Origin of the sequence: Stenotrophomonas sp. GD03794, assembly GCF_029842145.1 — a bacterium.
GTDB classification, from domain to species: domain Bacteria; phylum Pseudomonadota; class Gammaproteobacteria; order Xanthomonadales; family Xanthomonadaceae; genus Stenotrophomonas; species Stenotrophomonas riyadhensis.
On the sequence record NZ_JAOCFV010000044.1, the window covers coordinates 1 to 23,094 of the forward strand.

Annotated in this window: 31 protein-coding genes; 11 read left to right on the plus strand and 20 right to left on the minus strand. The window is 64.3% G+C overall.

Annotation, left to right across the window (positions count from 1 at the left end; translation table 11 throughout):
* From N5D91_RS18595 to N5D91_RS18650, 12 genes are all read right to left on the minus strand, one after another.
* The coding region (locus N5D91_RS18595) for a hypothetical protein (protein ID WP_279907334.1) at positions 1-297 on the minus strand (297 nt) is incomplete at its 3' end.
* On the minus strand, positions 294-4,043 hold the full coding sequence (locus tag N5D91_RS18600; RefSeq protein WP_180854659.1) for a phage tail length tape measure family protein: 3,750 nt from the start codon (positions 4,041-4,043) through the stop codon (positions 294-296). The genes N5D91_RS18600 and N5D91_RS18595, both read right to left, overlap by 4 nt.
* The gene (locus N5D91_RS18605) at positions 4,036-4,686 is read right to left on the minus strand and encodes a hypothetical protein (RefSeq protein ID WP_180854660.1); all 651 of its coding nucleotides are present in this window, start codon (positions 4,684-4,686) and stop codon (positions 4,036-4,038) included. Before N5D91_RS18605 ends, N5D91_RS18600 begins: the two co-directional genes overlap by 8 nt.
* Positions 4,687-4,757: 71 nt before the next feature.
* Positions 4,758-5,558, minus strand: coding sequence for a hypothetical protein (locus tag N5D91_RS18610; protein WP_180854661.1), 801 nt, complete (start codon positions 5,556-5,558; stop codon positions 4,758-4,760).
* 13 nt (positions 5,559-5,571) lie between these two features.
* Positions 5,572-6,054: a hypothetical protein gene (locus tag N5D91_RS18615; RefSeq protein WP_180854662.1), complete on the minus strand. Its 483-nt coding sequence runs from the start codon at positions 6,052-6,054 to the stop codon at positions 5,572-5,574.
* Positions 6,047-6,370: a hypothetical protein gene (locus tag N5D91_RS18620; protein WP_180854663.1), complete on the minus strand. Its 324-nt coding sequence runs from the start codon at positions 6,368-6,370 to the stop codon at positions 6,047-6,049. The genes N5D91_RS18615 and N5D91_RS18620 overlap by 8 nt, the downstream gene beginning before the upstream one ends.
* A complete protein-coding gene (locus N5D91_RS18625) occupies positions 6,367-6,858 on the minus strand; it encodes an endopeptidase (RefSeq protein WP_180854664.1) in 492 nt (163 codons plus the stop codon). Before N5D91_RS18625 ends, N5D91_RS18620 begins: the two co-directional genes overlap by 4 nt.
* Positions 6,855-7,430, minus strand: a complete 576-nt coding sequence (locus N5D91_RS18630; RefSeq protein ID WP_180854665.1) for a glycoside hydrolase family protein — start codon at positions 7,428-7,430, stop codon at positions 6,855-6,857. The genes N5D91_RS18625 and N5D91_RS18630 overlap by 4 nt, the downstream gene beginning before the upstream one ends.
* Entirely contained in the window at positions 7,420-7,719 is a 300-nt protein-coding gene (locus tag N5D91_RS18635; RefSeq protein ID WP_111007503.1) for a hypothetical protein, read from the minus strand. Before N5D91_RS18635 ends, N5D91_RS18630 begins: the two co-directional genes overlap by 11 nt.
* A gap of 79 nt (positions 7,720-7,798) precedes the next feature.
* The gene (locus N5D91_RS18640; RefSeq protein ID WP_111007504.1) at positions 7,799-8,164 is read right to left on the minus strand and encodes a DUF2190 family protein; all 366 of its coding nucleotides are present in this window, start codon (positions 8,162-8,164) and stop codon (positions 7,799-7,801) included.
* Between the two features lie 22 nt (positions 8,165-8,186).
* Complete coding sequence (locus N5D91_RS18645; RefSeq protein ID WP_258011559.1) at positions 8,187-10,115, minus strand: prohead protease/major capsid protein fusion protein; 1,929 nt, start codon at positions 10,113-10,115, stop codon at positions 8,187-8,189.
* 50 nt (positions 10,116-10,165) lie between these two features.
* The gene (locus N5D91_RS18650; protein WP_180854667.1) at positions 10,166-11,656 is read right to left on the minus strand and encodes a phage portal protein; all 1,491 of its coding nucleotides are present in this window, start codon (positions 11,654-11,656) and stop codon (positions 10,166-10,168) included.
* On the opposite strand from N5D91_RS18650, the gene N5D91_RS18655 reads away from it, so the two are divergent.
* On the plus strand, positions 11,628-11,927 hold the full coding sequence (locus tag N5D91_RS18655; protein WP_180854668.1) for a hypothetical protein: 300 nt from the start codon (positions 11,628-11,630) through the stop codon (positions 11,925-11,927). The two genes, N5D91_RS18650 and N5D91_RS18655, sit on opposite strands and share 29 nt — an antisense overlap.
* 25 nt (positions 11,928-11,952) lie before the next feature.
* Here the strand turns inward: N5D91_RS18655 and N5D91_RS18660 are convergent, their stop codons facing one another.
* The 6 genes from N5D91_RS18660 to N5D91_RS18685 all read right to left on the minus strand — a co-directional run bounded on the left by N5D91_RS18660 (position 11,953) and on the right by N5D91_RS18685 (position 18,561).
* On the minus strand, positions 11,953-12,270 hold the full coding sequence (locus N5D91_RS18660; RefSeq protein WP_197585938.1) for a hypothetical protein: 318 nt from the start codon (positions 12,268-12,270) through the stop codon (positions 11,953-11,955).
* Positions 12,267-14,192 carry a phage terminase large subunit family protein gene (locus N5D91_RS18665; protein ID WP_180854669.1) on the minus strand — a complete coding sequence of 642 codons (1,926 nt, stop codon included), beginning with the start codon at positions 14,190-14,192 and terminating at the stop codon, positions 12,267-12,269. The genes N5D91_RS18660 and N5D91_RS18665 overlap by 4 nt, the downstream gene beginning before the upstream one ends.
* On the minus strand, positions 14,189-14,839 hold the full coding sequence (locus tag N5D91_RS18670; RefSeq protein WP_180854670.1) for a hypothetical protein: 651 nt from the start codon (positions 14,837-14,839) through the stop codon (positions 14,189-14,191). Before N5D91_RS18670 ends, N5D91_RS18665 begins: the two co-directional genes overlap by 4 nt.
* 342 nt (positions 14,840-15,181) lie before the next feature.
* Positions 15,182-17,434, minus strand: a complete 2,253-nt coding sequence (locus N5D91_RS18675) for a DUF5906 domain-containing protein (RefSeq protein ID WP_279907344.1) — start codon at positions 17,432-17,434, stop codon at positions 15,182-15,184.
* A gap of 337 nt (positions 17,435-17,771) precedes the next feature.
* Positions 17,772-17,930 (minus strand): hypothetical protein, encoded by a 159-nt coding sequence (locus N5D91_RS18680; protein WP_219635058.1) that lies wholly within the window; start codon positions 17,928-17,930, stop codon positions 17,772-17,774.
* A 73-nt stretch (positions 17,931-18,003) separates the two neighbouring features.
* A complete protein-coding gene (locus N5D91_RS18685; RefSeq protein ID WP_258011561.1) occupies positions 18,004-18,561 on the minus strand; it encodes a hypothetical protein in 558 nt (185 codons plus the stop codon).
* Positions 18,562-18,605: 44 nt separating this feature from the next.
* Between N5D91_RS18685 and N5D91_RS18690 the strand changes: the two genes are divergently transcribed.
* Positions 18,606-18,851: a hypothetical protein gene (locus tag N5D91_RS18690; protein ID WP_180854673.1), complete on the plus strand. Its 246-nt coding sequence runs from the start codon at positions 18,606-18,608 to the stop codon at positions 18,849-18,851.
* 7 nt (positions 18,852-18,858) lie between these two features.
* On the opposite strand, the gene N5D91_RS18695 is transcribed toward N5D91_RS18690, so the two are convergent.
* Entirely contained in the window at positions 18,859-19,185 is a 327-nt protein-coding gene (locus N5D91_RS18695) for a hypothetical protein (protein WP_180854674.1), read from the minus strand.
* A 564-nt stretch (positions 19,186-19,749) separates the two neighbouring features.
* Between N5D91_RS18695 and N5D91_RS18700 the strand changes: the two genes are divergently transcribed.
* A complete protein-coding gene (locus N5D91_RS18700; RefSeq protein ID WP_180854675.1) occupies positions 19,750-20,103 on the plus strand; it encodes a hypothetical protein in 354 nt (117 codons plus the stop codon).
* A 9-nt stretch (positions 20,104-20,112) separates the two neighbouring features.
* Here the strand turns inward: N5D91_RS18700 and N5D91_RS18705 are convergent, their stop codons facing one another.
* On the minus strand, positions 20,113-20,406 hold the full coding sequence (locus N5D91_RS18705) for a hypothetical protein (RefSeq protein WP_057500288.1): 294 nt from the start codon (positions 20,404-20,406) through the stop codon (positions 20,113-20,115).
* 281 nt (positions 20,407-20,687) lie between these two features.
* Between N5D91_RS18705 and N5D91_RS18710 the strand changes: the two genes are divergently transcribed.
* The 8 genes from N5D91_RS18710 to N5D91_RS18745 all read left to right on the plus strand — a co-directional run bounded on the left by N5D91_RS18710 (position 20,688) and on the right by N5D91_RS18745 (position 23,090).
* Positions 20,688-20,912: a hypothetical protein gene (locus tag N5D91_RS18710; RefSeq protein WP_049400533.1), complete on the plus strand. Its 225-nt coding sequence runs from the start codon at positions 20,688-20,690 to the stop codon at positions 20,910-20,912.
* Positions 20,909-21,289 (plus strand): hypothetical protein, encoded by a 381-nt coding sequence (locus tag N5D91_RS18715; protein WP_180854676.1) that lies wholly within the window; start codon positions 20,909-20,911, stop codon positions 21,287-21,289. Before N5D91_RS18710 ends, N5D91_RS18715 begins: the two co-directional genes overlap by 4 nt.
* Positions 21,286-21,435, plus strand: coding sequence for a hypothetical protein (locus N5D91_RS18720; protein WP_180854677.1), 150 nt, complete (start codon positions 21,286-21,288; stop codon positions 21,433-21,435). The genes N5D91_RS18715 and N5D91_RS18720 overlap by 4 nt, the downstream gene beginning before the upstream one ends.
* A gap of 74 nt (positions 21,436-21,509) precedes the next feature.
* Positions 21,510-21,758: a hypothetical protein gene (locus tag N5D91_RS18725; protein ID WP_244900780.1), complete on the plus strand. Its 249-nt coding sequence runs from the start codon at positions 21,510-21,512 to the stop codon at positions 21,756-21,758.
* Between the two features lie 15 nt (positions 21,759-21,773).
* The gene (locus N5D91_RS18730; protein WP_180854679.1) at positions 21,774-22,046 is read left to right on the plus strand and encodes a hypothetical protein; all 273 of its coding nucleotides are present in this window, start codon (positions 21,774-21,776) and stop codon (positions 22,044-22,046) included.
* On the plus strand, positions 22,043-22,369 hold the full coding sequence (locus N5D91_RS18735) for a hypothetical protein (protein WP_180854680.1): 327 nt from the start codon (positions 22,043-22,045) through the stop codon (positions 22,367-22,369). The genes N5D91_RS18730 and N5D91_RS18735 overlap by 4 nt, the downstream gene beginning before the upstream one ends.
* Positions 22,366-22,605: a hypothetical protein gene (locus tag N5D91_RS18740; protein ID WP_049397908.1), complete on the plus strand. Its 240-nt coding sequence runs from the start codon at positions 22,366-22,368 to the stop codon at positions 22,603-22,605. The genes N5D91_RS18735 and N5D91_RS18740 overlap by 4 nt, the downstream gene beginning before the upstream one ends.
* Entirely contained in the window at positions 22,602-23,090 is a 489-nt protein-coding gene (locus N5D91_RS18745) for a hypothetical protein (protein ID WP_180854681.1), read from the plus strand. The genes N5D91_RS18740 and N5D91_RS18745 overlap by 4 nt, the downstream gene beginning before the upstream one ends.
* The last annotated feature ends 4 nt before the right edge of the window (positions 23,091-23,094 follow it).

Here is a 23,094-nt window from a genome sequence, read left to right on the forward strand (position 1 = left end):
TGCGCGGTCACCGCCGTTGTGCGCCGGCAGGGTCAGCGTCATTGGGGCAACCTGCAGCTGACCGCTCAGTTCCTGCAGCTGGCGCAGCACGTCCAGCTGCACCGGGCCAACGTACGCCTGGCCGTCCCGACTGGTCTGCAGGGTGATCGGCCTACCGGACTGTCGCGCCGACTCCTGCACGATCAGCGCCCCGCTCAGGCTGGTGCGGACCTGCTGCCCAATACGCCAGGCGGTGAACTCATCGGTCCACTGCAGATCAGCCGGCAGCTCGACCCCGGCAAGGACAACCCGGCTCATCGCGTCCCCCTGACCGACACTGCGCGGCTTCGCTCAATCTTCCGCAGCACGATGGGGGCGACCAGGCCTGCGATGCGCTCGGCCTGCTGGATTTCTGCCGCTGTCGCGCCAGCCACCACTTCCTTGCTGGGCGCCTTCCAGTCGATGGTCAGAACCTGCTCTTTCGTGTCGCCCGCTTGAATACGTGAAGCGTCGGCCTTGGCTTGCGCCTCGGCCTCGGCCATCGCTGCCTTGCGGCGGTCTTCAGCGGCTTGCTGTGCCGCTCTGTCCTCTTCCGCGCGCTTCCGCGCTACTTGGGCTTCGAGAGCGGCAACCTCTGCGATTTCCTGTTTTCCAAGATAGTCGTATTTGCTCCCCAATCGACTCGTGGCGGAGGATGAGAATTCATCCTGCGCATTCGACAGTTCCTCCAGCTCCTTTTTGTACTCGGCGAGCTGTTTCCTCTGGCTCGTGACCTTGTTCAGTGCATTGGCGAACTGCTGCAGTGGGTTCGGGCCACTAAGATTTCGCATAGCACTGAGCGCGGCCTCAGACACCTCGCCGATGCTGAATGCCATGCTCTGCGCCGCCTTCCCGGCTTTCTGCAGCTGCTGGCCGCTGCGCTCGGCGCTCTGGCCAAGCCCTTCCATCTCACCACCGGCCTCGGCCGTTTTCTGCGTCAGCTGCCCCATAGCCTGGGTACCAGCCTGAGCGCCAGACTGAACCTGCTGCATGGCGCTTTGCCCTGTGACGCCTAGACCCTTCATGTGCTGACCGGTCTGCAGAACGGAGCCTTGCACCTCAAGCTGAGAATTGACCTGCTTTCGCTTCCAGTCGTCACTATCGGCGACAGCAGCCCGCGCGGCGGCAGCGTATGCATCAAACGCCCTGCGCACATCTTCGATGCTCGCTTTACCCTGAGACGCACCGCGCTGAATAGCCTCAAACGCCGCCTTCGCGGAGTCTCGCGCTGCGTTCAGCGACTGCTGCGACTGAATGCCAAGCCTCGCAAACTCGTCTGCCAATGGGTCGAGTGAGACTTGGATATCGCGAAGTCGTGCGTTCAGCGCCGCCGCGGATCGCTCAGCAGCGTCAAACCCGACTTTGCCCCGCCGCCCGGCAGCCTCAAGCAGCGCCCCGAGCGTGCGCGCCTCATCCAGCGTGGCAACCTTTCCAAGGGCAGCCTTAAAGGCTTCCTCAATCTGGGAGCTGGTAGCCACTGCGCTCTCAGCAACGGCGCCGAACGCTGCGATCGCATCCCTGCCAACGACAGTGAATGAAACGCCAAGCCGAGATGCCGAGACGCTCAGCTTCTCCATCGCCGATAGCAGCGTGGTTTCTAGTACTGCAGCGGAGTTTGCTGCACCTTGTGGAAGCGAGTCGAACGCCGCTTGCGCAGCCGCCTGGAATCGCGCCAACTCCTCTCCAGACAGACGCTGCAATGACTCAAGCAATCCGTCACGGACATTTCGCTCGGCCGCTGCCCCCTGAGAAGCAATAAATCCGAGAGCGGTGCCGACTGCATCCAGGCTTCCCGTGTCGGCAAAGTTCAGCCCCTGCAGGATTTTCCCTATCGAATCGGTTGCGAGGCGGGCATTTCGGTCAATGCCTTGCAGTTGGTCGACAACCAACTGAGCCGCCCCACCAATGCCGTTACGTATCGCGTCGGCGGCTAGATTCACCCCACGCGAAAGCGCCGCGTAGCCAGTCGATACTAGGAGCAACTGCTGGGTTACAAGACCCAACTCTTGCAGCTGGGCGGCGGTCGCAACGCCAGCCTTCTGCTGCATCAGCAAGAACCCTTCCTGCGCAGTCAGGTACTGCTCGAGCCCAGCCAAGCGAGCCGCGTAGGCTTCGCGCTCAGCCGCCGCCATCCGGGTAACATCTTCCGCCGTCTTAACTACGACATCGCGATAGGAGACGAATGAGAGTGCCTGACGCCGCAGCTCCAGGGCGGAATCCCGGACTTGGCTGATGTATGCACGCTGAGCATCGCCGGCCCGCTTCAGTGCCGGGTCATGCTGCTTCCAGATGTCCTGCGCAACGGTCTTCAGTACATCCAAGCCACCAATCGCCGCCTCCAAACCCAGCAAGGTCACTGCGATAGGCACAGCTTTCGGCAGGCCACGCAGAAGTGCGCCGAAGCGCCCTAGTCCCGCGCTCCCTGCAGCTACTGCAGCGTTGTTTGCCAGTTGAGCACGCGTCGACGCGAGCAGCGCCACCCGCCAAGCGTTGAGCTGAAGGATTGCACCAACCAGCTTGAACTGGGCATACGCGGCAGCCATCAAGCCGATCACGCGGGCATGGTCCACAACCCATTGCGTCGTGCCCTTCACCGCCTCTGCCATGGTGATGATGGCTTGGGCGGTCTGTTTGGCCCAGCGCGATAGGCTGCCATCGGCGGCGAGGCGATCCAGCGTGGCCAGAAGCGTGTTCAGCTGGTCCTTGAAATAGGTCAGCACGCCCTGGTCGGCGACCTCCTGCTTCCAGTCCTTGAACCGGTCAGTGGCCGCCTTCCACAGGCCTGCGATGGTACCCACCTTCGCTGCTGCTGCCGCACCGCCGTACGACTCTGCAAGCAGGTCCAGGATGATGGACTGCGCCTGCGCGACCTGACCGGTGGCTTCCAGGCTCTTGATCAGCGCCTTTTGGCTGTCATCCAGCGTGAAGCCTTGCTTGCTCAGGCTTTCCATGGCCTTAGACGGTGTCTGCAGTGCCTTGCCCACAACCTCGGCCGACTGCTCCAGCGACATGCCCAACCGCTGGGCCTGGTCGATGGTGATCTGCATCGCCGCCGGGAACTGCTCGCCCACGATATTGGTGTAGGACAGCAGGCGCACCTGCGCGGCGCTGATCTGCCCATCGTCAAACAGCCCACTCTGCAGCTGCTGGCGCATGGCGGCCAGGCTCTGCGCGGTGAACTCACTGGTGCGTCCCGTGGCGTGCAAGGCCGCTTCCAGCTGCGCCAGCTCCTGCTCGGCGTCGCTGCCTTCCTTCACGATGGCCTTGATGCCATCGACTACCCGGTTCAGACCGACGAACGCGATCGCACCAGCGGCAACCGCCTTGAGCTTGCCGAACCAGCTGACAGTGCTCTCCGTGGCCGTTGCCAGGTCGCTGCTGCCGGCGGCGGCATCAGCGGTGCGCTCCTGGTACTCGGCCAATGCCTTCGCGGCCGCCTTGCTGGTAGTGGCCTGCTTGCGGAAGGCAGCCTCGCCTTCCTCGACCTGCTGCTTGCGCCGACGCCCCGCCTCGGCCTCTGCCGCAGCGGCCCGGGCCTGCTCAGTAAGTGCTGCCGCGCTGCGAGTCGCCTCGATACGCAGGCGCTGCTGGTGATCGGCCAGGTTCGCGGTGTTGACGCCGAGCGACGCAAGCTCGTCGTCGGCCTTGCCAACGGCGTCCCATTGTTCGTTGAGCGCCTTTTTCAGGCGCTCCCCTTCTTTCCGCAGATCGCGCTGGGCTGCCAGCACCTCGCGGGAGGGCTTCTCCATCTCGCCAATGCTAAGGCTAAGCGACAGCGCGGCCTTTTGGTTGTCGCCAAACTGCCGCTCCAGCTCGGCGAGGTCGGTCAGCATGCCGTCAAAGGCATCCGCTTTCGCGGCTGCGGCATTCAGCCCCGTAAGGGAGTCGAGTAGCTTCGATGCCTTACCAGCCGTCTCGACCGATACATCGCCAAGGTCGCCGAACGCCGCGCGCAGTTCTTCCACACCCTCGCGGCCCTGCGTCTCGATAACAACTCGAATTGCTTCTTCCAGCCGATCAGCCATTGGTGCTTCCGTTGACGCGCCACTGACGGCGCAACTCAGTCAAATAGGTGGTGTGGAATCGGTCGATCAGGCGACGACGGGCTGCCAAGGCCCGGCTGTTGCCATCGGCGCCAGACAGCATTTCGAACGGGCTGGGCCCCCGCAGGATGCGCACCGGCCCGCGCCCGTGGCGCTTCTGCTGAGCACGATCCCAGCTGCGTACACGGATGGCCCTGCGACCCTTGATCGTGGCGATGAAGGCACCGTCGTAGGTCTTCGACTCGCCCAGGCCGATGCTGGCCGTCGCGCCTTTGGACTTACGGCCGGCCCAACGGCCACCGAACTCAATCAGCGAGATTTGCCGCGTACTCGCCCAGATCGACAGGAAGTCATCCCTGCCGCGCTTGCCGGTGCTGTAGCCCCGCTCTCCTGTCTCCACGCGGTACTTCCCGCGCAGAGCGGACGCCCGGATGTTGTAGGAGGCGCGAACCTCCTGTGCTGTGGCCGGCCCGGCCCGGCGCTGCAGGCCAACAAAGGCACGCTGCACAGACAGGTCGTAGCGGTTCAGCACCTCGCCAGCCAGATCAGCTAGCCCATGGAAGCCCTTCGCACGGCGGCCGCTGACGTAGTACTTGAGCAGGTTGTTGGCGCGATTGGATGCCACTAGGCCCTTCCTGATTCATGCCTGGAGGGCGCCGTTCGGGCGCCCTCCCTTTGCCAAAATCACCGACTTGTTCAGCCCGCCGACTGCGCCGCGATCTTGAAGGTGTAGAGATCGGCCTCGCCGGCCTGGAAGATCACCGGGCCGGTCAGAGTCACCTGGATCGGCTCATCGCTGAACCAGTCCACGTCGCCGTCAACGGTCAGGTCGACGTTCGGGATAGTCAGCAGGCCTTCGTCGCCGCTGATGCGGTCCTGCATGTCGCCCAGGATCTGGAAGGACTTGCTCGGCGTGGTGCCGCCGCTGATGGCGGTTTCCAGATATGCGTCGTACTTGTAGTTCGCCACGACGGTATCGCCAGCCTGCAGTTGGCCGCCGGACTTCGGAATCAACAGGCCATGCGCCGAGTCGAGGGTGTAATCCGTGCCCTTGACCAAGTCGACCGCGCCCTTCTTGAAAGTAGGCTCGATATCGGCCAGAAGGAAGTTGTGCGGCAGTTTCACCGGCGTGTCCGTGCTACCTACGGTCACGGAAACGTCGGTCGCGGTGCCGGCGGCGACCTGGGTGGCCACCAGCGTGCCGTACAGCATGCGGGCCAGGATGGCAGGCGGCACTTCCAGCGCGGTGATCGAGACGCTGGTGACGCCGGGATTGGAATCCTTGTGGATGATCTGCTGATATCGCGCGTCGCGGCGCTTGCTCTTGATCTCCACCGAGTCGCCAGCTTCGTAGCTGAACGTCAGCGACGACTGCTCCAACGGCTGGTTACCGAACTTGTCGGCCGGCTCCGGGATGACGGGAATGCGGGCGCCGTTCGCGCCGTGCTCCCAGAAGCGCAGGTCGCCTGCGAACTTGCGGACTTTTGGCTGTGTCATGGTGGTGCTGCTCCTACAGGTTGGGGACGGGCTCAAAGGTCTCGGTCAGACCAGCCCGCGCGGTGATCTGAGCGACGACGGCGGAATGCCCTGCGTCGTCTTCCAGGGTTGCCATCTGGCTTTGAAGCAACTCAAACGTGGTAATGCCCTTGGGCAGCAGCTTGTCGTTGAAGGTCAACACGCGAATCAGGTCGTACCTGGCGCGGTGCACGAGCAGCCGAGGGTTCACCGCTCCACTCTCTCGCGGCACCTCAAACTCAATCGTGACCGAGGCGTCGGAGTTGACCTGGGCAGACCCACCGCCGATGCGCGACAGCTGTTGGACCGAAATGAGCGTGGCTGGTCCCGACTGATCCTCATCCAGCTCGGCATCGTCGACCACGATCAGCCCCGCCCCTATGTCGGTGAGGAATCCGGCGCTGGCTCGGATCATCTGCACTCGGCCGCGCAAGAACTCGACCAGCTGCCAGGAAAGGGGTTCGGGTCGCTCAGCCACGGCGCACCAGCCAGACGCTGCGCGAGCCGTCGTCACTGAGCTTCTTCGAGGTCACGAACACCTCGCCGCCAACCTCTACACGGTCGCCCTGATCAGGTTCGACATCTACACGCAGAAAGGACACCTCGACACGGCCGGCGACGAACTGGCGCAGCTCGCCGATCGTCTCCACATCGCGATCGATATAGACCCTCACGCCCTCAGTGACAGTCCCGCCCTTCACCGCCGTCACCTTGGCCGTCGAGGCCATCCCGGCAAGGGCCAACGAAGCGTGGATCGTCGCGTCCATGTCACGCAGGAACTCCAGCTCGCTCACCGCGCACCTCCCGAACACAGGAGCGCATAGGCCTGAAGCCCCCTCACTTGGGCGTCGCACTGGGCGGCGGCGCCAACAACTCGTCCCGCACTTTCGATTCGGTCGTCGGCTCGACCATCAGACTGGCTGGCGGCAGCGGCGGCCGCGGACAGCTCTGCGGTGGCGATGGACGCTTGCCAACGCTGGTGCAGGCGCTGGTTGCCAGCGCGAAGATCAGCGATGAGGCGATCAGATGCCTTCTGTGCATCGTTCTTTTCCTTTTCGTACTTGGACGCCAGGTTGTTCGCGGCGGCGGCGCTGCCACGCTCTGCCTTCAGGGTTTTGGCTGCGGCATCGGCCTCAGCGCGAGCGGCATCACGCTCGATTTCCATGGCGTCACGGCTGGACGCGGCCTGGTCGGCCGCACGGTGCGCGATGGACACCGAGCCGCGCTGCCAGACGATGACGCCCAGCAGCAGGAGGATGGCGACGACCAGGGTGCGGATCATGCCCTTCCCTCACACAGTGCTCGTTCCTTGGCGCGGCGGTTGGCCAGCCCCTGAACGAAACGGTAGACCGGCTTGCCATCGGCTGCGACGCCCGCCTTCACGTAACTCCAGACTGGGCGTCCGTCGTCAGATAGCTGCAAGCGCCGGCACCCAAGGTCCCAGCGGCCGGCGTTCCATGCGGTCATGGAACTGCTACCGCATGTGGCGGTGGCGCCCAGGTTCCAAGCATGCGAGGACGCCGCATCAAAGACGCGCTGCGGTGGCTCAATCCGGAAGCACTTCATGAGCTGCCGCTGGACCTTCGCGACCGCACGCTCAGTCTCGACCCGGCACTTCTCCTTGGACCACCTCTCGCCCACGATGATCGGGGTGTCCGAGACATGGCGTGTCAGGCCATCACACACCGTCGGCAAGCCGCCAGCGAGCTTGTCGGCGTACACAATGGTCACTGTGCTCCCGCCGCTCTCGAACAGCGCCAACAGCGCCAGCAGTAATGCAGAACCGAGCGCCAGGGGGCCGCCCGGAGACTTGCCGTCGGGCTTGCCGGCTGTGCTGTTCGGGTTAGCGGCCACGCAGCCACCTCCATGCGCGCGCAACGCCAACGCCAGCACGGCCGATTCTGTGGGCACCCCAGCGCCGCAAACGCACTCCGTCGACCCAGCGTGCGGACAGCCAGCCCATCCATTCGCCCCAGTTCTTCACCACGGTGGTGAAGAACTGCGAGAGGCCCACCAGCAGCGTCACCACCATCACAGCCAAGCTGAGGTGCTTAGCTGGATCGAACGTAGCCACGGCCACGGTCGCGGTCGGTGCTGTCTTAAGCATCGCTGCCAACAGGTCCTGGCTGATCGGGTCTTTCATCGTTCCCCCAAAGCGGGTCAAGGAAGGCTGGCACCGCTCACGCCACCCGGGCGTATGTGAGCGGTGCCGGCCCGTTCGGTTACGCCTTGGTGGCGTTGCCCGGCGAGAGCCGCACCTCGGCCGTCGCCTGGCCGGCCGAGCCTGCAGCCCAGGCAAACGCCGCACCGGTGATGTCGCCGGCCACGGCGGTCGCGGAACTACCGTCGACTGCCTTGGCGCTTGCACTCCACACCAGCTTTTCACCCTGCTCGAAGACCGCAGTCGGCACCTTCGGCAGCGTGAACACGCCGCCCAGGGCTACGCTGCCCGTCGCGCCGACGGCGATGTTGACCAGGGCAACCCCCAGCTGATGACCGACGACAACCGCCTGACCCGATGCAACCTGCTGTTCGGTGGTGTTGGTCCAGGGGATCACGTCCCCATCGGATACGAAGTTCTGTGCCATGTCTCAGTGCTCCAGTTGGGGATCAGCCGCAGCGCTGCACGCCGCGATAGTCGAGGGCGGCAATGCCGAAATCGAGGCGGGCCTTCCAGCGCACACCGTCGACGGTGAAGCCTTCCTCGTAGTCCAGGAAGGGTTCGGTGATCCCATCAAGGAATGCGACCTCGATGGCCGGGCAGTCGTTCGGATCGGCGAACAGGTACCACTTGTCGTCCTTGATGCGCGCGGTGTCGACGATGTCGCGGAAGAGACCCTGCACCGCGTTCGGGCGCTGCAGCTTTCCTTCGGCGTCCGGGTCGTACTCGGCCTTGTTGGTGACACGCGCGGCACTGCCGTACTTGGTCGGACCGAGCCAGAGTGCCGGCGACAGATCCAGCACATCATTCCCGCCCACGTCCTTCTGCTGGGCCAGCTGGACGCGCATCGCGTCGACCGAGGTGACGCTCGGCACTGCTGCCGCCAGGATGTTGCCGTGGTCGGCGTGGAACAGCGTCTTGTTGGAATCCAGCTTCGGATTGCTGGCGAGGAACGCATACGCGTCGGCCTCAATGGTCCGCTTTGCGGCACGACCGAAGGCGGTCGCCAAGCCGAGGAACGCACCCAGGTCGTCGTTGATGATCGCCTGACGCGTCAGGTTGATGGTGTTGCCCTTGGTGCCAGCGGTGATGGTTGCCTTCTCGCCGTCCGGGATCTTCTTGTTCTTGAACTCGCCGGCATCGGTCAGCTTGTCGAGGTTGCCAATGCTGCCGACGCGGTAGCGCGAGTGCTCGCGGAAGTCGCTGACCGTGCCAGTGACGCACCAGCGGGACCAGGTGTCCGGCGCGACGGCGTAGGCAGCCTGCAGTGCCTTGTGCATCGTGTTTTCCAGCAGCACCGGGAAGTCGCTGCCGCTCTGGGTAAAAGCGCGGCCCACCAGCTCCAGCTTCGCCATGCCATCGGTGCGAACACCGCAACGCTCCAGGCTACGACGGGCCAGGTCCATCAGGGTCAGGCCGCGCACCGGATTGTCACCGGTGAGCGCGAAGATCCGCTTGGTTGCGGGATCGATCACCTGGGCTCGGTGCAGCAGCGCATGCGTCACAGCGGAGCGCTGCAGATCCTGCTCGTCCTCGGTGACGCTGATACGGTTGATGTTGCCGCCAGCAGCGGCATCGCGCTGCTCCAGCGTGGTCAAGATCAGGCCACGCACGTGATCGACCGAGTGACCAGCGCGAATCCAGCCAGCGGCATGTTCGGTCTGGCCATGGCGGGTTGCCAGCTCCACGATGTCGGCTGCACGCGTATCACCTTCCGGTGCCGGTGCTGCGGCCGGCGCTGCCGGAGCTGGGGCGTTATTGATGGGTTCCTGCTGGACCGCCGGTTCGGCGGCGCGGGCGGCGGGCTGAGGCATGGTGTGCTCCTGCGACGATGCGCTACGGGTGAATACACAGGGGGTCCCCTGTGCGGGTTGGTTGCTGCGGGTACCTGCTGCCGGGTCGGCCGGCACAGTGACGAAGCTGATCTCGCTCGGCGTCCACTCCACCGCGCGGTAGATCGGCAAATCGCCGGGGTTGACGGCGCGCTCGATCTCATAGCGCTGAACGGTGTAACCAACCGAGATGTTGCGAATGATTCCGGCACCGATATCGGCGATTACGCCAGCCAGCTCCTCGCGGCCGGAAAAGCGAATCTGCGCATGGCCTTCGCCATTGGCGAGCCAGGCTCGATCCACCACACCCATCTGAGAGCCGATGCCCCAGGTGTTATGGCTGTCCAGGACCGGCGCAGCACCGGACGACAAGCGCTCCATGTTGCAGGCCGCCTCATCAACGACCAGCTCCTCCCAGTAGTAGGTGTCGTTCCACCAGTCGTAGCGCCGCACGCGAGTACCAGCGGTCCACTGGAGCTCGATCGTGCGCGCCTCGCTATCGAAGCTGGTTGGCTGCAATTCGGCCTCACGCAACTGGGGTGGCATGAGGCGCGTCGTACCGTCCTGCTGTGGAGCCTGGGCTGGCTGGGGCATGGTCATTCCTCGTTGGTTGTTGAGGCGTCGACCAGGCTGGTCCGGGCGCCACTGGATTGAAGGAAGGTCATCAGCTCGAGGGCGCCGGTCTCTTTCATCCGCTTGAAGTCCTTGCCCATCTCGGCGTACACCGCTTCCGGGTCGTAGCCACGCCGGCGCAGCGCTTCGCTGGGCGAGTTGAGACCGGCACCCATCGCTGCAATTTCTGATTCGATGTCTTGCTTGGGGTTGACGTAGTCCCAGCGAGGGGTGCTCCAGTCGGCAGTGCTTCCCGTGGAACGCACACCGCCACCGAGCGCGGCAGCTTCATCAAACCAGCGCCAGATTGGCTTACACATCTGAGGGACCAGGACCAGCCACTGCATCTGCTCGCAGTCACGGCGGAACTCCATCTGCCGGATGCGGGCACTGGAGAAATTCACCTCACGCATATCACCGGTGGCCGACTCGTACGGCACACCGATGCCAGCAGTAATGATGTGCGCGTTGAACTTGCAGTATTCGACGTAGCCGCCTGCCGGCTTGGGCTCGACAGTCTGGAAGGCAGTCGCGCCGGTGATGTGGGTAACGCCACCGCTGGGCAGTGGCCCCAGGTCAGTGACTTGATCGCGATCTGAGCCGAGCTGGGAAGGGCCGTCATCGTCCGCGTTGGACATCGAATCGATGTCGCCACTGACGATCACGCCAAGTCGGGCTTCCAGGTTCTTCCGCGCCAGCTCGGCGTCTTCGTACAGCATCAGGTCGCGCACTCGCGCGATCACCGGTGCGAAGCGCGTAATGCCGCGCCCCTGCCCAGGCCGGACGGGGTTATAGAGGTGGATGATGTCGGACGCCGGCACCAACGAACTACTCAAGCGTACAGAGCCGCGCACGGCCTCACCGGGATGCGCTCCGAACAACCAGTAGCCGCGAATCCGACCGATCGCGTCGTACTCGATGCCGTTGATGATCTGGCCACCGCCCGAAGCAGACCCGTTCTTATTGCCGTCCAGCCAGTCGATCTCCAGCACCTGAAGCTGTAGCGGGACCGCGAGACCGTCCGACTGACGCCTGGTACGGCGGCGAATCATGCTTTCACCGTCCTGCTCCATCGCGCGATACGCAGTAGCCATGAGGCCGTAGATGTCCGACTTTCCATCCGCGTCCGCCACGTCGGCCCAGCGGCCCCACAGGGTGTCCAGCGCAGGAGCGTTCGGCCCTTCGGCCTTGGGAGTAATGCCAGTCCCAATCGTTGCGCTCACCAGCACCTGGAGGGACCGCGCGCAGTACGGAACGTTCTGGACCAGTGCCCGAGCGCGGTTGCGCAGCTCGCGGGCGTCTGCCAGGTGATCGGTGTTCGCGCTGGCCCCCGCCCTACGAACACGCCAACCATCAGTGCGCGAGGCGCCCTCGTAGGCACGTACCGCCTCCAGCGTCGCCCTGGCGCGGTGACGCTTCAGGGCTGCCTGCGGAGAAATGGCGCCGATGACCCTGTCCAGCAGCGAGGCCGCCATGTCAGAAGCCCCTCAGCGTCGTGAAGTGGTAACGGCGCGTCGCCGACTTCCGTCGCCCAGCCGTCGTGGCGGCAACCTCAGCTTCCATGCGGTCCAATGCCGTCAACATTGCTTCGACGGACTGATACGTGATCTGACGATCACCATGCCGAACGGACAACTGGCCGCTGGCGATGGCAGCCTTCAGCCTCTGCACATCGTCTTTGGTCCAGCTCATCAGTCAGGCATCCGCGAGATCATGGATGCCAGTTTCCTGATCAAGTGCGGGTGAGTCTCGGGGAACTCACCCGCACCACCTACTCATTGGCGCAAGGCTCATCAAGCAAGCGGTACAGCGTCCGTCTGTCGATCCTGAACCTCCTACACAGCGACCGTACCGACTCCTGTTCCTGCATCCCTTTCCGGATCGCATCTACAGGGTAGGCACTGCTCTGCATGCTGGCGGGGATGTACAGATCCTGGGCTGGGTACTCTTCGACAAGGTAGGCCACCACGGCCTCCACAACGCTGCGTATATCGTCGCTGTCACATCGCAGGCGCAGCGCGGCGCCGACCGCGAGCTCTTCCGTCAGCTCACTGATTCGCACCTTGTTTCGGACTGTGTTCCTGCTCACCACTGCCTCCCCATGCCGCGAGGCTGCACGGGCCGTTGCCGGCGAGGCACGCTCGGTGTTTCACGGGAATCAGTGGGAGCGTCGGCCTCCGACGCAGCAGCTGGCGTTTCGCGTGAAACGCTCACGCTTGGCGGCGCAGCCAGCCGTTGTTCCAGAAGGTCCCAATCTGAACGCGTGAAGCGGTTGATGCGAACCTCTGGGTGATGGGTCGCCGCGTAGGCATACACCCATGTGTCCAACGGCTCGTTTCGGGTCACCTTCTTCTCAAAGCGATTCTTGACTGGGTTGTAGACCTCCGACACCAGGCCCGGAAAGAACTCCTCCGGCAGCTGGTCACTGAGGTGGACCATGCGATTCTCGGGCTTGCGCTCGGCGTCGGCCGACAGACGGCTGTAGAGGTAGTGCTTGGCTGCAACGGTCCCCACGTGGTTGATGGTGATGCCGCGCTTGTCAGTCTTGCCCTTCCAGGTGACGTCAGCCAGCTTGCCCTTGGACAGCACGGGAGCGTTGTTGGGTACAGCACCGAAGATGCACATTGGACGGGTGATGCGCCGCTGACGAACGTAGTTTTTGACGGCCTCGGTGCGGTGGCCACCAGCGTCGATGGCCACTGCCATCGGCCGGAGCAGCGCGCCATCTTCGCGCTCGATTGCGCGGTTGAGCAAATCGGTCAGGGCTACCCACACCGCCTCCTCGGCTGGATCGCCCTGCAGTTCCACATAGTCCAGCGTCCAGGCGGTCATACCTCGTCCCCAGCCGACGACGTGAACAGCAAGGCGGCTGTCCTGCGTATCCACTCCTACGGTGATAGCCAGCACACCTTGCGGAGCCGAGCGAAGCGCATAGGGCTCGGCACGATCCTTAATGACGTTGTGCTTGACTGCCCGCATTGCAGGGTCTTCCCACGTCTCGGCCAGCCGGTCATTCACGAAGGTTTTGAGGGAGGCAGGATCACCCTGCGCCTCCAGCCACTCTTTTACCAGGTCCAACCAGCGCGGCCCCAGGCCGAACTGGTAGTACAGGCAGTTGATGGTGTAGCCGCGAATCGGCGAATCAGGGTTGGCCGCCACCCAGCGCCCGTTCGCAATCATGTCGGTCTTGAAGTGCTCCTCGATGGCGACCCCACATTCGCAGCAGGCATACCACGCGTGGCTCTTGTCGGGCGACCACACCAGGCCGCTCCACTGCAGCGCCTGGAAGTGGCCGCAGTGCGGGCACGGCACGTGATACCGGCGCTGATCGCTCTTTTCGTACAGCTTCGCAATCCGGCTGAGTCCTGCGATGCCCGGGGTGCTGATGTAATGCCGCTTGTAGGTGGTCGGGAAGGACGATGTGCGGCCGTCCAGCATTTTCACCGGATCGTCGCCGGTGGAGAGCTGCTGCGGAGCTTCGTCGATTTCATCCACCTGCAGGTACTTCACCGTCGAGGACTTCAGGCGCTGCGGGCTGCCCATATGCTCCACGAACAGCTGGCCACCAGCGAAGTCCTTGAACGTGCGCTGGTTGGCGCTGTCGCGGCTGGCGGTGCTGGTCAGCGCCTTCTTGACCGCCGCGCACACCTCGATCATCGGGTTGAGCTTCTGGGCGATCCACTTGTTCATGGATACCTCGCCCGGCAGCGCGTACATCATCGGGCCAGGCGCATAGTCCATCCAGTAAGCCATGGCGTTGGTCGCCAGCTGGCTCTTGCCGAACTGGATCGGGAACATGCAGACCTGGTCATGCACCGGGCTACGCGCGGACATGTTGTCCATCGGCTCACGCAGTGGCGGGTTGCGGTCCGTCACCCAGCGCCCGGGCTTGTTGCCGCTCTTGGTGGACAGGCGCATGTGCTCATCGCACCACTGCGACACGCTCATGGGCCGCCGCGGCTGCAGCGAGCGCGCCAGCACCGACGCCAGACAGCTCTGTGCCTCCATCATTCCGCAGCCTCCGCTGCCTTTGCCGCCAACGTGCGGAAGCCCTGGCTCAGTTCTTCCAGTGCGTGGCTCACCTCATCCCACACCAGACGCCGGCACCCAGCCTCATCCAGCGTTGCAGCCAGCTGCGGCGCCAGCGTATCGGCCAAGCGCTCCATCGCCCCCCGGAAGGTCGTTGCGTGCTCAGCAAGGAAGGCCTCTACGTCCGCGCGAGGGAGCAGCAAACCCAGCTCTTTCTGCAGCGTAATGTGCGCCATGCGCGCGTCGGTCTCTGCCTTGTCGGCCAGCGCCTTTGCTTTGCGCGCGGAATCCGGAGTCTGCGGCCGGCCGGCCCGTGAGGGCCTGGAATCGTCCTCGTCGCCGTCCTCTTCATCGTCGTCGACCTCGGCGTCGGCGTCGATGGCATTGGCACCCTCCCCGCTCCCCACCAGCGAGCTGCCACGCTCATCTGCGTGGCGCTGGGCTACCCCGGCATAGACCGGATCTGCGGTGCGAGCGTAGAGATCCAGGGAGGCGGTCTTCAGGAATCCCTTTCCGCCAGCACCCACCACCACCCTACCCTTCTTCCTTAGCTCGACCACGTAGGACGGCTTGCAGCCGATCAGGGAGGCGAGCTCTTTGCCAGTGATCGTCACATCATCCTCAGCCATTGCTACCCCCTACTCCATTTCCTTCGAAGATCGTTAAAGCAGAAAAATGTGCGCGCGCGAGCATGTGCGGGCTGTGCGGCGGCGTGTGCGGGATGCGATAGCCGCTGAATGTCTGTGGCACAAGCCGTGTGCGGCGTGTGCGGGATGTGCGGCCACCTGTACACGCACGCGAGGCGCATCGTGGTGCGACGACGTGACGCCCATTCGCGCCCGCGCCCGCCCATGTAAGCCGAGTCCCGCACGTCCCGCACACGCCTACTGCTGCAAGAGATTTACGGCAGTTCAATGCCCGCACATCGGCCCGCACATCCCGCACACACCGCACATTGATGGGCACAGTGATCACGCTCGCCCCTTGTAGTCGGAGAACATGCGACGGAAGGACACGACCTGGTCTCCCAGCCATGCAGCCTCTGTCTTCCCGTCGGGCACGGTGCAGTTGCCGAGCATCAGGAAGCCGTGAGGTCCGTTCACGCTCTGCTCGATCTGGTAGCGCTTGCGCGCCCGATCGGGATGGGTGATCTGGCGCTTGCGCACCAGCGCATTGATGAACTTGGGCGAAGGTGCTGGGCGCGGTAGGCCCTCTCGCGCGCACCAAGCCTTGTAGACCTCGTACCACTCCTTCGACAGCGCAGGCATGGGCTTGAGCCCGGGGATGTCGTCGCCGTAAAGCTCATCCAAGAACCGCTGCGGACTATCCTGGCTCAGGCCAATCAGCTCCTCTTTCGCTTGGGTCATCGGCGGGTTGGTGCCATTGGTGAAGCCGGTCAGATCCACCTGCAGCAAATAGTGGTGTAGCGCCGCCGTGGCGCCATTGCGGATATCGGCTAGCACCTCGGTATAGAACTCTTGACTGAGCTTGTCCGGCGTCCAGATCACCGCATGGCGCCGGTCATCCTCCTCCAGCACGACAGGCATCGCCTCGTTGGAGAGGAACACCAGGTTCGCGTGGTTGTCTTCCTCGTAGGCTTGGATGTTCTTCGGGTTGATGCGGATGCGGTCACCCGTGATCAGCGCCTTCAGCTTGTTCTTCAGGTGGTACACCTCGGTGCGTGCAACCACTTCGTCGGCCAGCAGGAACAGCTTGCGGCTCGCCCAGTCGTTGAACTTGTCTTCCAGCGCCGCCTGGTCAAGCACCCGGCCGTACTCACCGTAGAGCTTCATGTACTCATCGAAGAACATGTTCTTGCCGGTGCCCTGCGGACCATGGATGACGATGGTCGATTTCATCTTGGCGCCAGGGTGCTGCAGCGGGTAGGCCAGCCACTTGACCACCCAGTCATACAGCGCCTTCTGGTTAGCCTCGTTGCCGCACATGTGCCAGAGCAGCTGCAGCAGACGGTCGCAGTTGCCCTCCTGCGGCACCGTCGGCCAACCGGCAAAGAGGTTGCACGTCACCCCGGGCTTCTCGCATGACGGGTCGAAGTCCACTTCCCGCACCCGCACGATTGACCGATCCGAATGCTCCATCCACGCCCGGTGCAGTTCCTTGCGCACGCATGCATCGCGCATGTCGCCCAGGGCAACCAGCATGTGCTCTTTGTGGTCGAACACCGTGCCACCCTGCCCGTAGACCAGAGCGAAGCGCTCAAGCAGCTCGTTCAGCGAGTGGATCGGGGCAAGACGATCACTCCCCTCGCCACCGTCGCTGGTGATGGAAGGCGCGCGTTTTTCGGCAGGCACCCGCCATGACAGCTCCGTGAGGCGGGCCTCGACTTGGGCGCGAACGACATGCAGACCTTCCTGGGCGTGCAGATCGTTGAAGTCGCTGACCTTGCGGCCGCTGTCGATAAAGCGCTCACGCCTGGCTGGCTCATCGGCAAAGACCGGGTGCAGCACCGCTCCGCCCACGTCCAGTGCTGCTGCCTCGGCACCGAGCAAGCCGGCATTCGATGCGCCATGCGGCTGCGCGCAGGATGGGCAGAACTGTGGATGGTCGGCCAGCACCAGGCGGCTCTTGCAGTGCCGGCACTTCTGCAGCGCGTCGTCATCGGCACATAGCAGCATCTTGATGCCGCGATAGCGCTTCGCCAGGGCCGAGGCGACGGCCAGCATGTTGCCAGCATCGAACGCCACGGCCACGGGGTAGCCCGTCGCCATGTGCAGCGTGGCCGCAGTGGCATAGCCCTCGGCCACCAGCAGGATCCATTGCGGGCTTCCGCCGATCAGGTGGAAGTGGCCCTTCTTGACCATCCCGGCCGGCCAGTACTCCTTCGCGGGCTTGCGTCCTGCCGCAGCCAGCCTGGCGCTGCGCAACACCTGCAGGCCGTGCACCTGGCCATTGACGTCAAGCAGCGGCACGAGAGCGGCGCCCGTGGTGCCATAGCGCAGGCCGAATCCCTGCACGCCCTTGCTGACCAGGTAGTCGGCCTCGCCGACTGCATTCGCCTTCGCCCAGGCCGACGATGCCCGCGCGGCCGCACGCTTCGCTTGGCTCTGCCGGGCGGACTCCGCCCGGCGACGATCCTCGGCCAACCGATTGCGCAGCGCTTCGCGCTGCTCATCGGAGAAGGTCTTGTCGCGCTTGCGCAGATCGACCTTCGTTGCGCCGTTCTCGTTGCCGTGCCAGACGCCGTATGTGCCGACGACCAGCACTTCGCCGGCCGAGGTGTTTAGTTCATGCAGCGCGTACCAGCCGCGGCGCTCGCGTGAGCCCTCGACGCGGCAGCGGACCATGCGTCCGGTGGTGTCCAGTTCTGTGACCAGCAGGCCAGCGGACTGTAGCTGCTGCAGCACATCCCCATAGTTCTCAGACATTCAGTAGTTTCCCGAGCCGCTATCTACCCAGGAAATGCGCGTCTGATTACCCGCGTCCGCCAAAGCCAGGGAGGACCCATCGCTGGTATCGCGAATGGCTCGCAATGCCAGGGCGGATTCAGTAGCGCGGGCAGCACGCGGCCTTTCACGAGCCACCCGGGGGGATGGGGCCGAATCAATGCTTGCGTGGTACATCAGGGTTCCCCAGAGGCAGGCTGTGCTGCCGGTTGTCTTGCTGCTCTTGTCGCTGGCGGATGCGCTCGCGCTCTGCCAATGCTTCTTCACCAATCAACCCGGGCACCGCATCTGTCAGTGCCAGGGCCGCCAGTTCCATCGCCTTCCGCGCAGACGCGCTGGCTATGCCACGCCGTCGATACCGGGATCGATGGGCGTGGTGGGTTGCCACGTCAGTCCTCCATCCCCTGCTGACCAGCAGCACGGCAGGCATTGCGCTCCAACCGGTAGCAGAGCCTGCGCACGTCGCGCGACAGGTCCTGGATTCGATCTGCCTCGGGGATGGTTAAGCGCTGGTCTGCCAGCGCGTCGATACCTGCACCGGCCAGCGCGCCTGTCAGCTTGTGTAGCTCCAGCAGCTTCGTCTGGATCGCGACCAGCTCGTTTGGCCAGCCACCCTCGGGCGGCGGGGGAACGTAGTCGACCATCAGGTCGTACTGGCCTGCGAGCGAGCACACCCAGTCGGTGGCAATGTCCAGCGTCACCACGAACTGCTGCAGGTAATCGGTCAGGATCTCAGCCATCTCCATAGAGACCGACTCACCGTCGATTCCTCGCAGCTTCTTCCGCAGCGTCTCCGCCGATATCGACTTGCCTCGGCGCTTGCTGATGTGAGCTGCCGCATCCTGCAGACCACCAGGGGCGCGTGCCACTGCGTTGTGCAGCGCATCCCGCCAGTACAGGTCAGAGCGGAGGCAGGTCATGCGCCCTCCCCCTGAAATGCCGAGCATTTCATCGTTCCATGCCGGCCAGTGCCGCCCGCAGAATTCCGCCTATGCCAGAGATCATCAGCTTCCCTCGGCGCATGCGCTTTCAGGCCATTCGATCCTTCGACGTTCGCACCGGGACTGGCGGCGTTGTTGCGGTCCTGTGGGCGCCCCTGCACTCCGATCACCAGAAGGAAAGCAATCGCAAGCAGCATCACAACCACCCCGCCCTTGCGGAGCTGCTGCCGAATGAAGCGCAGACGGTAGTGTTGGTGCCCGCGAGCCCAACCGAAGCGAGCTATGGCGATGCTTAGGGCAGGATCACGGGCTGGCATTAGCGCCCCCCGCCGATCCGATGACTCTTTTGAAATAGCCCACGATTGCGCCGTCAGCATCACGCTCCCAGCGGACACCCGGGATCAGTTCTTCGGCGGTAACCTTTCCTCCGAGGGTATCGGCGCGCAGCGCTGCGTCCTGGTTCTCGGCCATCGCCGAAGCAACCGCCCGCTCAATGGCGATCGCCACCTCCTCGGTCACACCATTCTTGCGCCAGTGATAGACGTAGCCCGTGGCGGGCTTGCCGGTAACCCGACGAGCCAGCTCACTTTGGGTGCCACAGATCGCAATAGCCCGTTGCAGAGGGGTCATGGAATGCCCGGTCACAAGAATTCTTGCGGTAAATTAGCGCAATCTTTCTTGCGAATCAACAGTGCAAGATTGCTTGCATGTTGATAGGTGAAATCACACGAGGCCTGATGGAGGCCCACGGGCTTGGTGTGGAGGCTCTTGCAGCCCGTGTCCGCGCAGCGGGCGCACCCAACGTGAAGTACCAGCACATCCAGCAACTGTTGGACACTCCAACCCGCCGCCCCCGGTACATCCCGGAGTTGGCGCGCGCGTTCGGCATGTCTGTTGAGCAGTTCCTGACCTGGGACAAGGGCGAGCCGCTCAGTGCACTCTCAGCACCCCGTTCTGCCCAATCTCAACCAGTGCAACTCGACGCCCCTACGCTTGCCGCGTCGTACCAACTTGTCCGCCTAGCCTGCCTTGCGCTCGGGTCTTCATTCGATCCAGAAGACGCGAGTGACGCCTCGATTGTCATCTTGGCTCACAACTACCTGGCCGCCCGTCAGGAGAAGGCAGTTACGCCAGACAACGTGGTCGACTTCACCGCACACCTGCGGAAGCGCCAGATTTCAAAGGGGGTTGATCATGAAGGAAGCAGCAGCACTGGAAGCTCTCGCGCAGGCACTCGCTAGCAAAGTTCGGCAGCAGGCACGGCCGCCCGACGTAAGGTGCCCACGACAGTGCCACGCGACAGCGTCAAATGACGCCATCGCCTTCGCGTACATCCGCAGGATTCGCCTGCTATGTGAAGCCTTCCAGCTGAGCTGGCTAGTCGACCAGCACCTGGTTCTGAGGCAACGCCTAACCGACCTTACAGCGCAAGAGCTTGGTGCGTTGCTCTGCGAGATGGAAGAAGCAAGGGAAGCCATCATGGAGGGCTTCCCGCTTGAGCAGACTGGGCTCATCAAGAACATGGCTGAAGTGCTGCCGAACCCTTGACGAGGACAGTTACGGACTATGCCCGCCACGTTCCCGGATGAAGTCCTGTAGCGTCTGTGGCTCACGGTCATCTTTGGACGTGGCCACGCCTGCCACGTCCCCTGCCTCAATTCCCTGGTCCCGCAACCCCTGCCTAGCCAGCAGCCGATTGTTCCTGCGTTGCTCCTCGATAAGCACCCGCAGTAGCGGCTTGATGCCGAACACGGCAAAAGGCATGAGCAATCCCATAACCACCAATGCCAGCACGGCTAAGGCAACCAGCCAGACGCCCAGAGCGCCCAGTGTGCTGAAGAAGACTTCCATACAGCTCCCCTCCCTCCATAGAAGGCCTGAAGGTTAGCATTCGAGCGCGCATTCAGCTGCGGCAAGGACAGCCTCCTGCCCGGCAAAAATTCGCTCCAACCGCAGTTACGCAAGTTTTCTTGTTGACGAGCGCGCAAGTTTGTTTGTAGAGTCCGCCCTGCCAGCTGTGCAGCTGGCGGGCGACCGGCGGGTCGCCACTCTGCCGGCCCCTCCCCTTACCGGCAGCAGCCGCCCCCTCGGCACTTGACCCGCCGGCGCCCTCCTTCGAACAGGAGCGCGCCATGTCTCACCGCTACGCCGATCCAAGCCCGTGCCTGCTGCCGCTGTTGGCCGTGAAGGCCCTGCGCGCAGTGGCTGCACGCGATCACAGCACCGCCCGGACTCTCTGGGTTCGCAGCAAGGGCGAACACAGCCGCAACCAGCTGCGCCGGTCCCGGCGCATGGGCGTCGCCAGCCTCCGCCTGGAAGCCTGCTCGCGCGACATGTCGGCCGAGGTGCGGGCATGAGCGCCCCTGTCGACTTTCAACCCAACGAGGTTCGCTGCCACTGCTGTGGCGACTCAATCGACCGCTGCCGCGAGACCTATCGAGGTATGAGCGCCTCCGTCGATGTGCTGGCGGTGATGGATGCCATGATGCTGTCTGCTGAACGGCTGGCTGCTGGTGAGGCCGTCACCTCCTGCGCGGCGACCGTCGAAGTGGCGCGCACGACCCGCGCCGCAGTCGCCGAGCTGATCGCTAAGGGTGACCGCCTGACCGCAGCATTCCGTGCGCTTGGTCAATCCAATGGCATGCAGGCACAGATCAACGCGCACCGCGAATGCGAAGCCTCGATGCTGGCATTCGCCGCTGCCCTCGCCCGCGCCAAAGGTGGTGCCGCATGAGCCGGCGCCTCCGACTCGCCTGGGCAGCCGTCGCGCTGTTGGCCGCGGTTGTCGTGCCGCTGCGCATCGCCGAGATCCACCAGGCGCACGCCGACCGTGATGCGGCCAAGGCGCGCTGGGCGCTCAGCACCTCGGTGAGGGGCTGACCATGCGCCAGATAGCTCGCCCGCTCCCCGACTCAGTGCCGCTGTGCTGGCCCGGTCATCGACCGCAAATCGTCGTGACCGAAGGCGCCCCGACAGGCCATCGCCTCGGCACCCCCTGCCCGCCGCTGCTGCACATCGAGTGCCATCGGTGTGGCCTCGCCACCCGGCCGGTACCGATGGAAAAGGCCGCGTTGGCCGAGCTGCGCTGGACCGATCCGAGCCTTGCTCACCTGCGCATCCCGATCTCCCTGCTCGCCCGACATCGCGGCGAGGTCCTGGCCGAGATCGCTGCCGCTTCTTCTTCCACGCCCATCGCTGCCTGACCAGGAGAACTGCCCATGGCCGCTCCACTGAAGCCGAAGGAAAAAGCCGCGTTGCTCGCAGCGCATGGCGCTTCGGATCACACACTCCACCGTACCGCCAACGGGTTTGCGCCCAGCAACCGACCCGAGAAGCTGTTTACGCGCCGCGTCATGAACTGGCTGGATGAGCGTGTGCTGATCCGGTACGACGACCCGCAGCTGCCGCGCAAGGCGACCCTGACCGATCTCGGCCTCGCTGCCGCAGAGGCCGAGATCGCCAAGGCACGCGACCTGGCGCTCACGGCATGAGCGCGCAGCCAACACTGCCCGTCGAGCAGCCGTTCGCCACAGGCCACCAGGGCGAGTCGCTCGTGCTGATGGTGTGCCAAGGCTGGGTGTGGGCGGGCCTCTACGCCGCCGCGCCGCGCGAGTCGCTCCTGAAGGTCGCCGCCAGCGCCAGCCGGAACGTGGGGATATCGCACCACTCGCTCACCCTCGGCGGCGTCACGTTTTCCCTCAACCGACTGGCCGCACAGGCCGCGCACCGCTGGCTCGACCGCCAGGGCGTGCGTGTTCGGTCGATCTCCCCCATCAACCGCGCTACGCGCCGCACGCGAGGAATCCCCGCATGAGCCGTTCTGTTGTGATCTACGGGCCGCATCTGTGCGGCAAAAACGCCAACGCGCAGGAGCTGCGCGAACACTTCGGCCTGCAGGCCGTGATTGAGGACTGGGATGGGCACAGCAGCTACCCGCTGGATAACACACTGGTACTGACCGAGAACCCCGATGCCGTCGCCGACAGCTCGTCCAAAGTGATGCATCACGGCTGGGCGATGCGCGAACTGATCGCGGAGTCCCGAGCATGAGCGCCCGCCCGCAGCAGACCGGCCGTGCCGCCGAAGTGCGCAACGTCCTCGCCATGTTCCCGCAGGGCGCCACGGTCGAGCAGATCAAGACCGCTGGCCGCATCAACTGCACGCACCAGGCTATCGGCTACACGCTGAAGGGGTTGGCGCGCAGCGGTCAGGCCATATGCCACCGCTCGGGCGTGCGCGGGATCTGGCGCCTATCCAGCCACACGCAACATGCAATCGCCCCGCTGCGCGCGGCACCTGCCCGGGTGCGACCGGCCTGCGCGCCAGGTCCGCTTACAGGCGTCAGTGACGCGGCGACCACGATCCGACACCGGGAACTGGACCGGCAGCAGCTGGCCGACGACCTGGACGCATTCCTCGCAGCGGGCGGGCACATCGAGGTGCTTGGGCACACCCCACTTCGCCCGCTGATGAGCCGTCACGCCGCCAACCACGGCAGCTATGCGGAGCGCGTGGCAGCCCATGAAATCGACTGAGGCA

Coding starts and splice junctions, on each gene's coding strand:
- N5D91_RS18680 (WP_219635058.1), bottom strand. CDS start 17,930: ATGGAACTGGCGGCCCTGGCACTGACAGATGCGGTGCCCGGGTTGATT.
- N5D91_RS18700 (WP_180854675.1), top strand. CDS start 19,750: ATGAAGGAAGCAGCAGCACTGGAAGCTCTCGCGCAGGCACTCGCTAGC.
- N5D91_RS18670 (WP_180854670.1), bottom strand. CDS start 14,839: ATGGCTGAGGATGATGTGACGATCACTGGCAAAGAGCTCGCCTCCCTG.
- N5D91_RS18705 (WP_057500288.1), bottom strand. CDS start 20,406: ATGGAAGTCTTCTTCAGCACACTGGGCGCTCTGGGCGTCTGGCTGGTT.
- N5D91_RS18610 (WP_180854661.1), bottom strand. CDS start 5,558: ATGACACAGCCAAAAGTCCGCAAGTTCGCAGGCGACCTGCGCTTCTGG.
- N5D91_RS18690 (WP_180854673.1), top strand. CDS start 18,606: ATGCCAGAGATCATCAGCTTCCCTCGGCGCATGCGCTTTCAGGCCATT.
- N5D91_RS18625 (WP_180854664.1), bottom strand. CDS start 6,858: ATGATCCGCACCCTGGTCGTCGCCATCCTCCTGCTGCTGGGCGTCATC.
- N5D91_RS18600 (WP_180854659.1), bottom strand. CDS start 4,043: ATGGCTGATCGGCTGGAAGAAGCAATTCGAGTTGTTATCGAGACGCAG.
- N5D91_RS18735 (WP_180854680.1), top strand. CDS start 22,043: ATGAGCGCGCAGCCAACACTGCCCGTCGAGCAGCCGTTCGCCACAGGC.
- N5D91_RS18650 (WP_180854667.1), bottom strand. CDS start 11,656: ATGGCGGCCTCGCTGCTGGACAGGGTCATCGGCGCCATTTCTCCGCAG.
- N5D91_RS18720 (WP_180854677.1), top strand. CDS start 21,286: ATGAGCCGGCGCCTCCGACTCGCCTGGGCAGCCGTCGCGCTGTTGGCC.
- N5D91_RS18665 (WP_180854669.1), bottom strand. CDS start 14,192: ATGATGGAGGCACAGAGCTGTCTGGCGTCGGTGCTGGCGCGCTCGCTG.
- N5D91_RS18715 (WP_180854676.1), top strand. CDS start 20,909: ATGAGCGCCCCTGTCGACTTTCAACCCAACGAGGTTCGCTGCCACTGC.
- N5D91_RS18710 (WP_049400533.1), top strand. CDS start 20,688: ATGTCTCACCGCTACGCCGATCCAAGCCCGTGCCTGCTGCCGCTGTTG.
- N5D91_RS18685 (WP_258011561.1), bottom strand. CDS start 18,561: ATGCTCGGCATTTCAGGGGGAGGGCGCATGACCTGCCTCCGCTCTGAC.
- N5D91_RS18730 (WP_180854679.1), top strand. CDS start 21,774: ATGGCCGCTCCACTGAAGCCGAAGGAAAAAGCCGCGTTGCTCGCAGCG.
- N5D91_RS18655 (WP_180854668.1), top strand. CDS start 11,628: ATGACCCTGTCCAGCAGCGAGGCCGCCATGTCAGAAGCCCCTCAGCGT.
- N5D91_RS18745 (WP_180854681.1), top strand. CDS start 22,602: ATGAGCGCCCGCCCGCAGCAGACCGGCCGTGCCGCCGAAGTGCGCAAC.
- N5D91_RS18640 (WP_111007504.1), bottom strand. CDS start 8,164: ATGGCACAGAACTTCGTATCCGATGGGGACGTGATCCCCTGGACCAAC.
- N5D91_RS18645 (WP_258011559.1), bottom strand. CDS start 10,115: ATGCCACCCCAGTTGCGTGAGGCCGAATTGCAGCCAACCAGCTTCGAT.
- N5D91_RS18635 (WP_111007503.1), bottom strand. CDS start 7,719: ATGAAAGACCCGATCAGCCAGGACCTGTTGGCAGCGATGCTTAAGACA.
- N5D91_RS18740 (WP_049397908.1), top strand. CDS start 22,366: ATGAGCCGTTCTGTTGTGATCTACGGGCCGCATCTGTGCGGCAAAAAC.
- N5D91_RS18695 (WP_180854674.1), bottom strand. CDS start 19,185: ATGACCCCTCTGCAACGGGCTATTGCGATCTGTGGCACCCAAAGTGAG.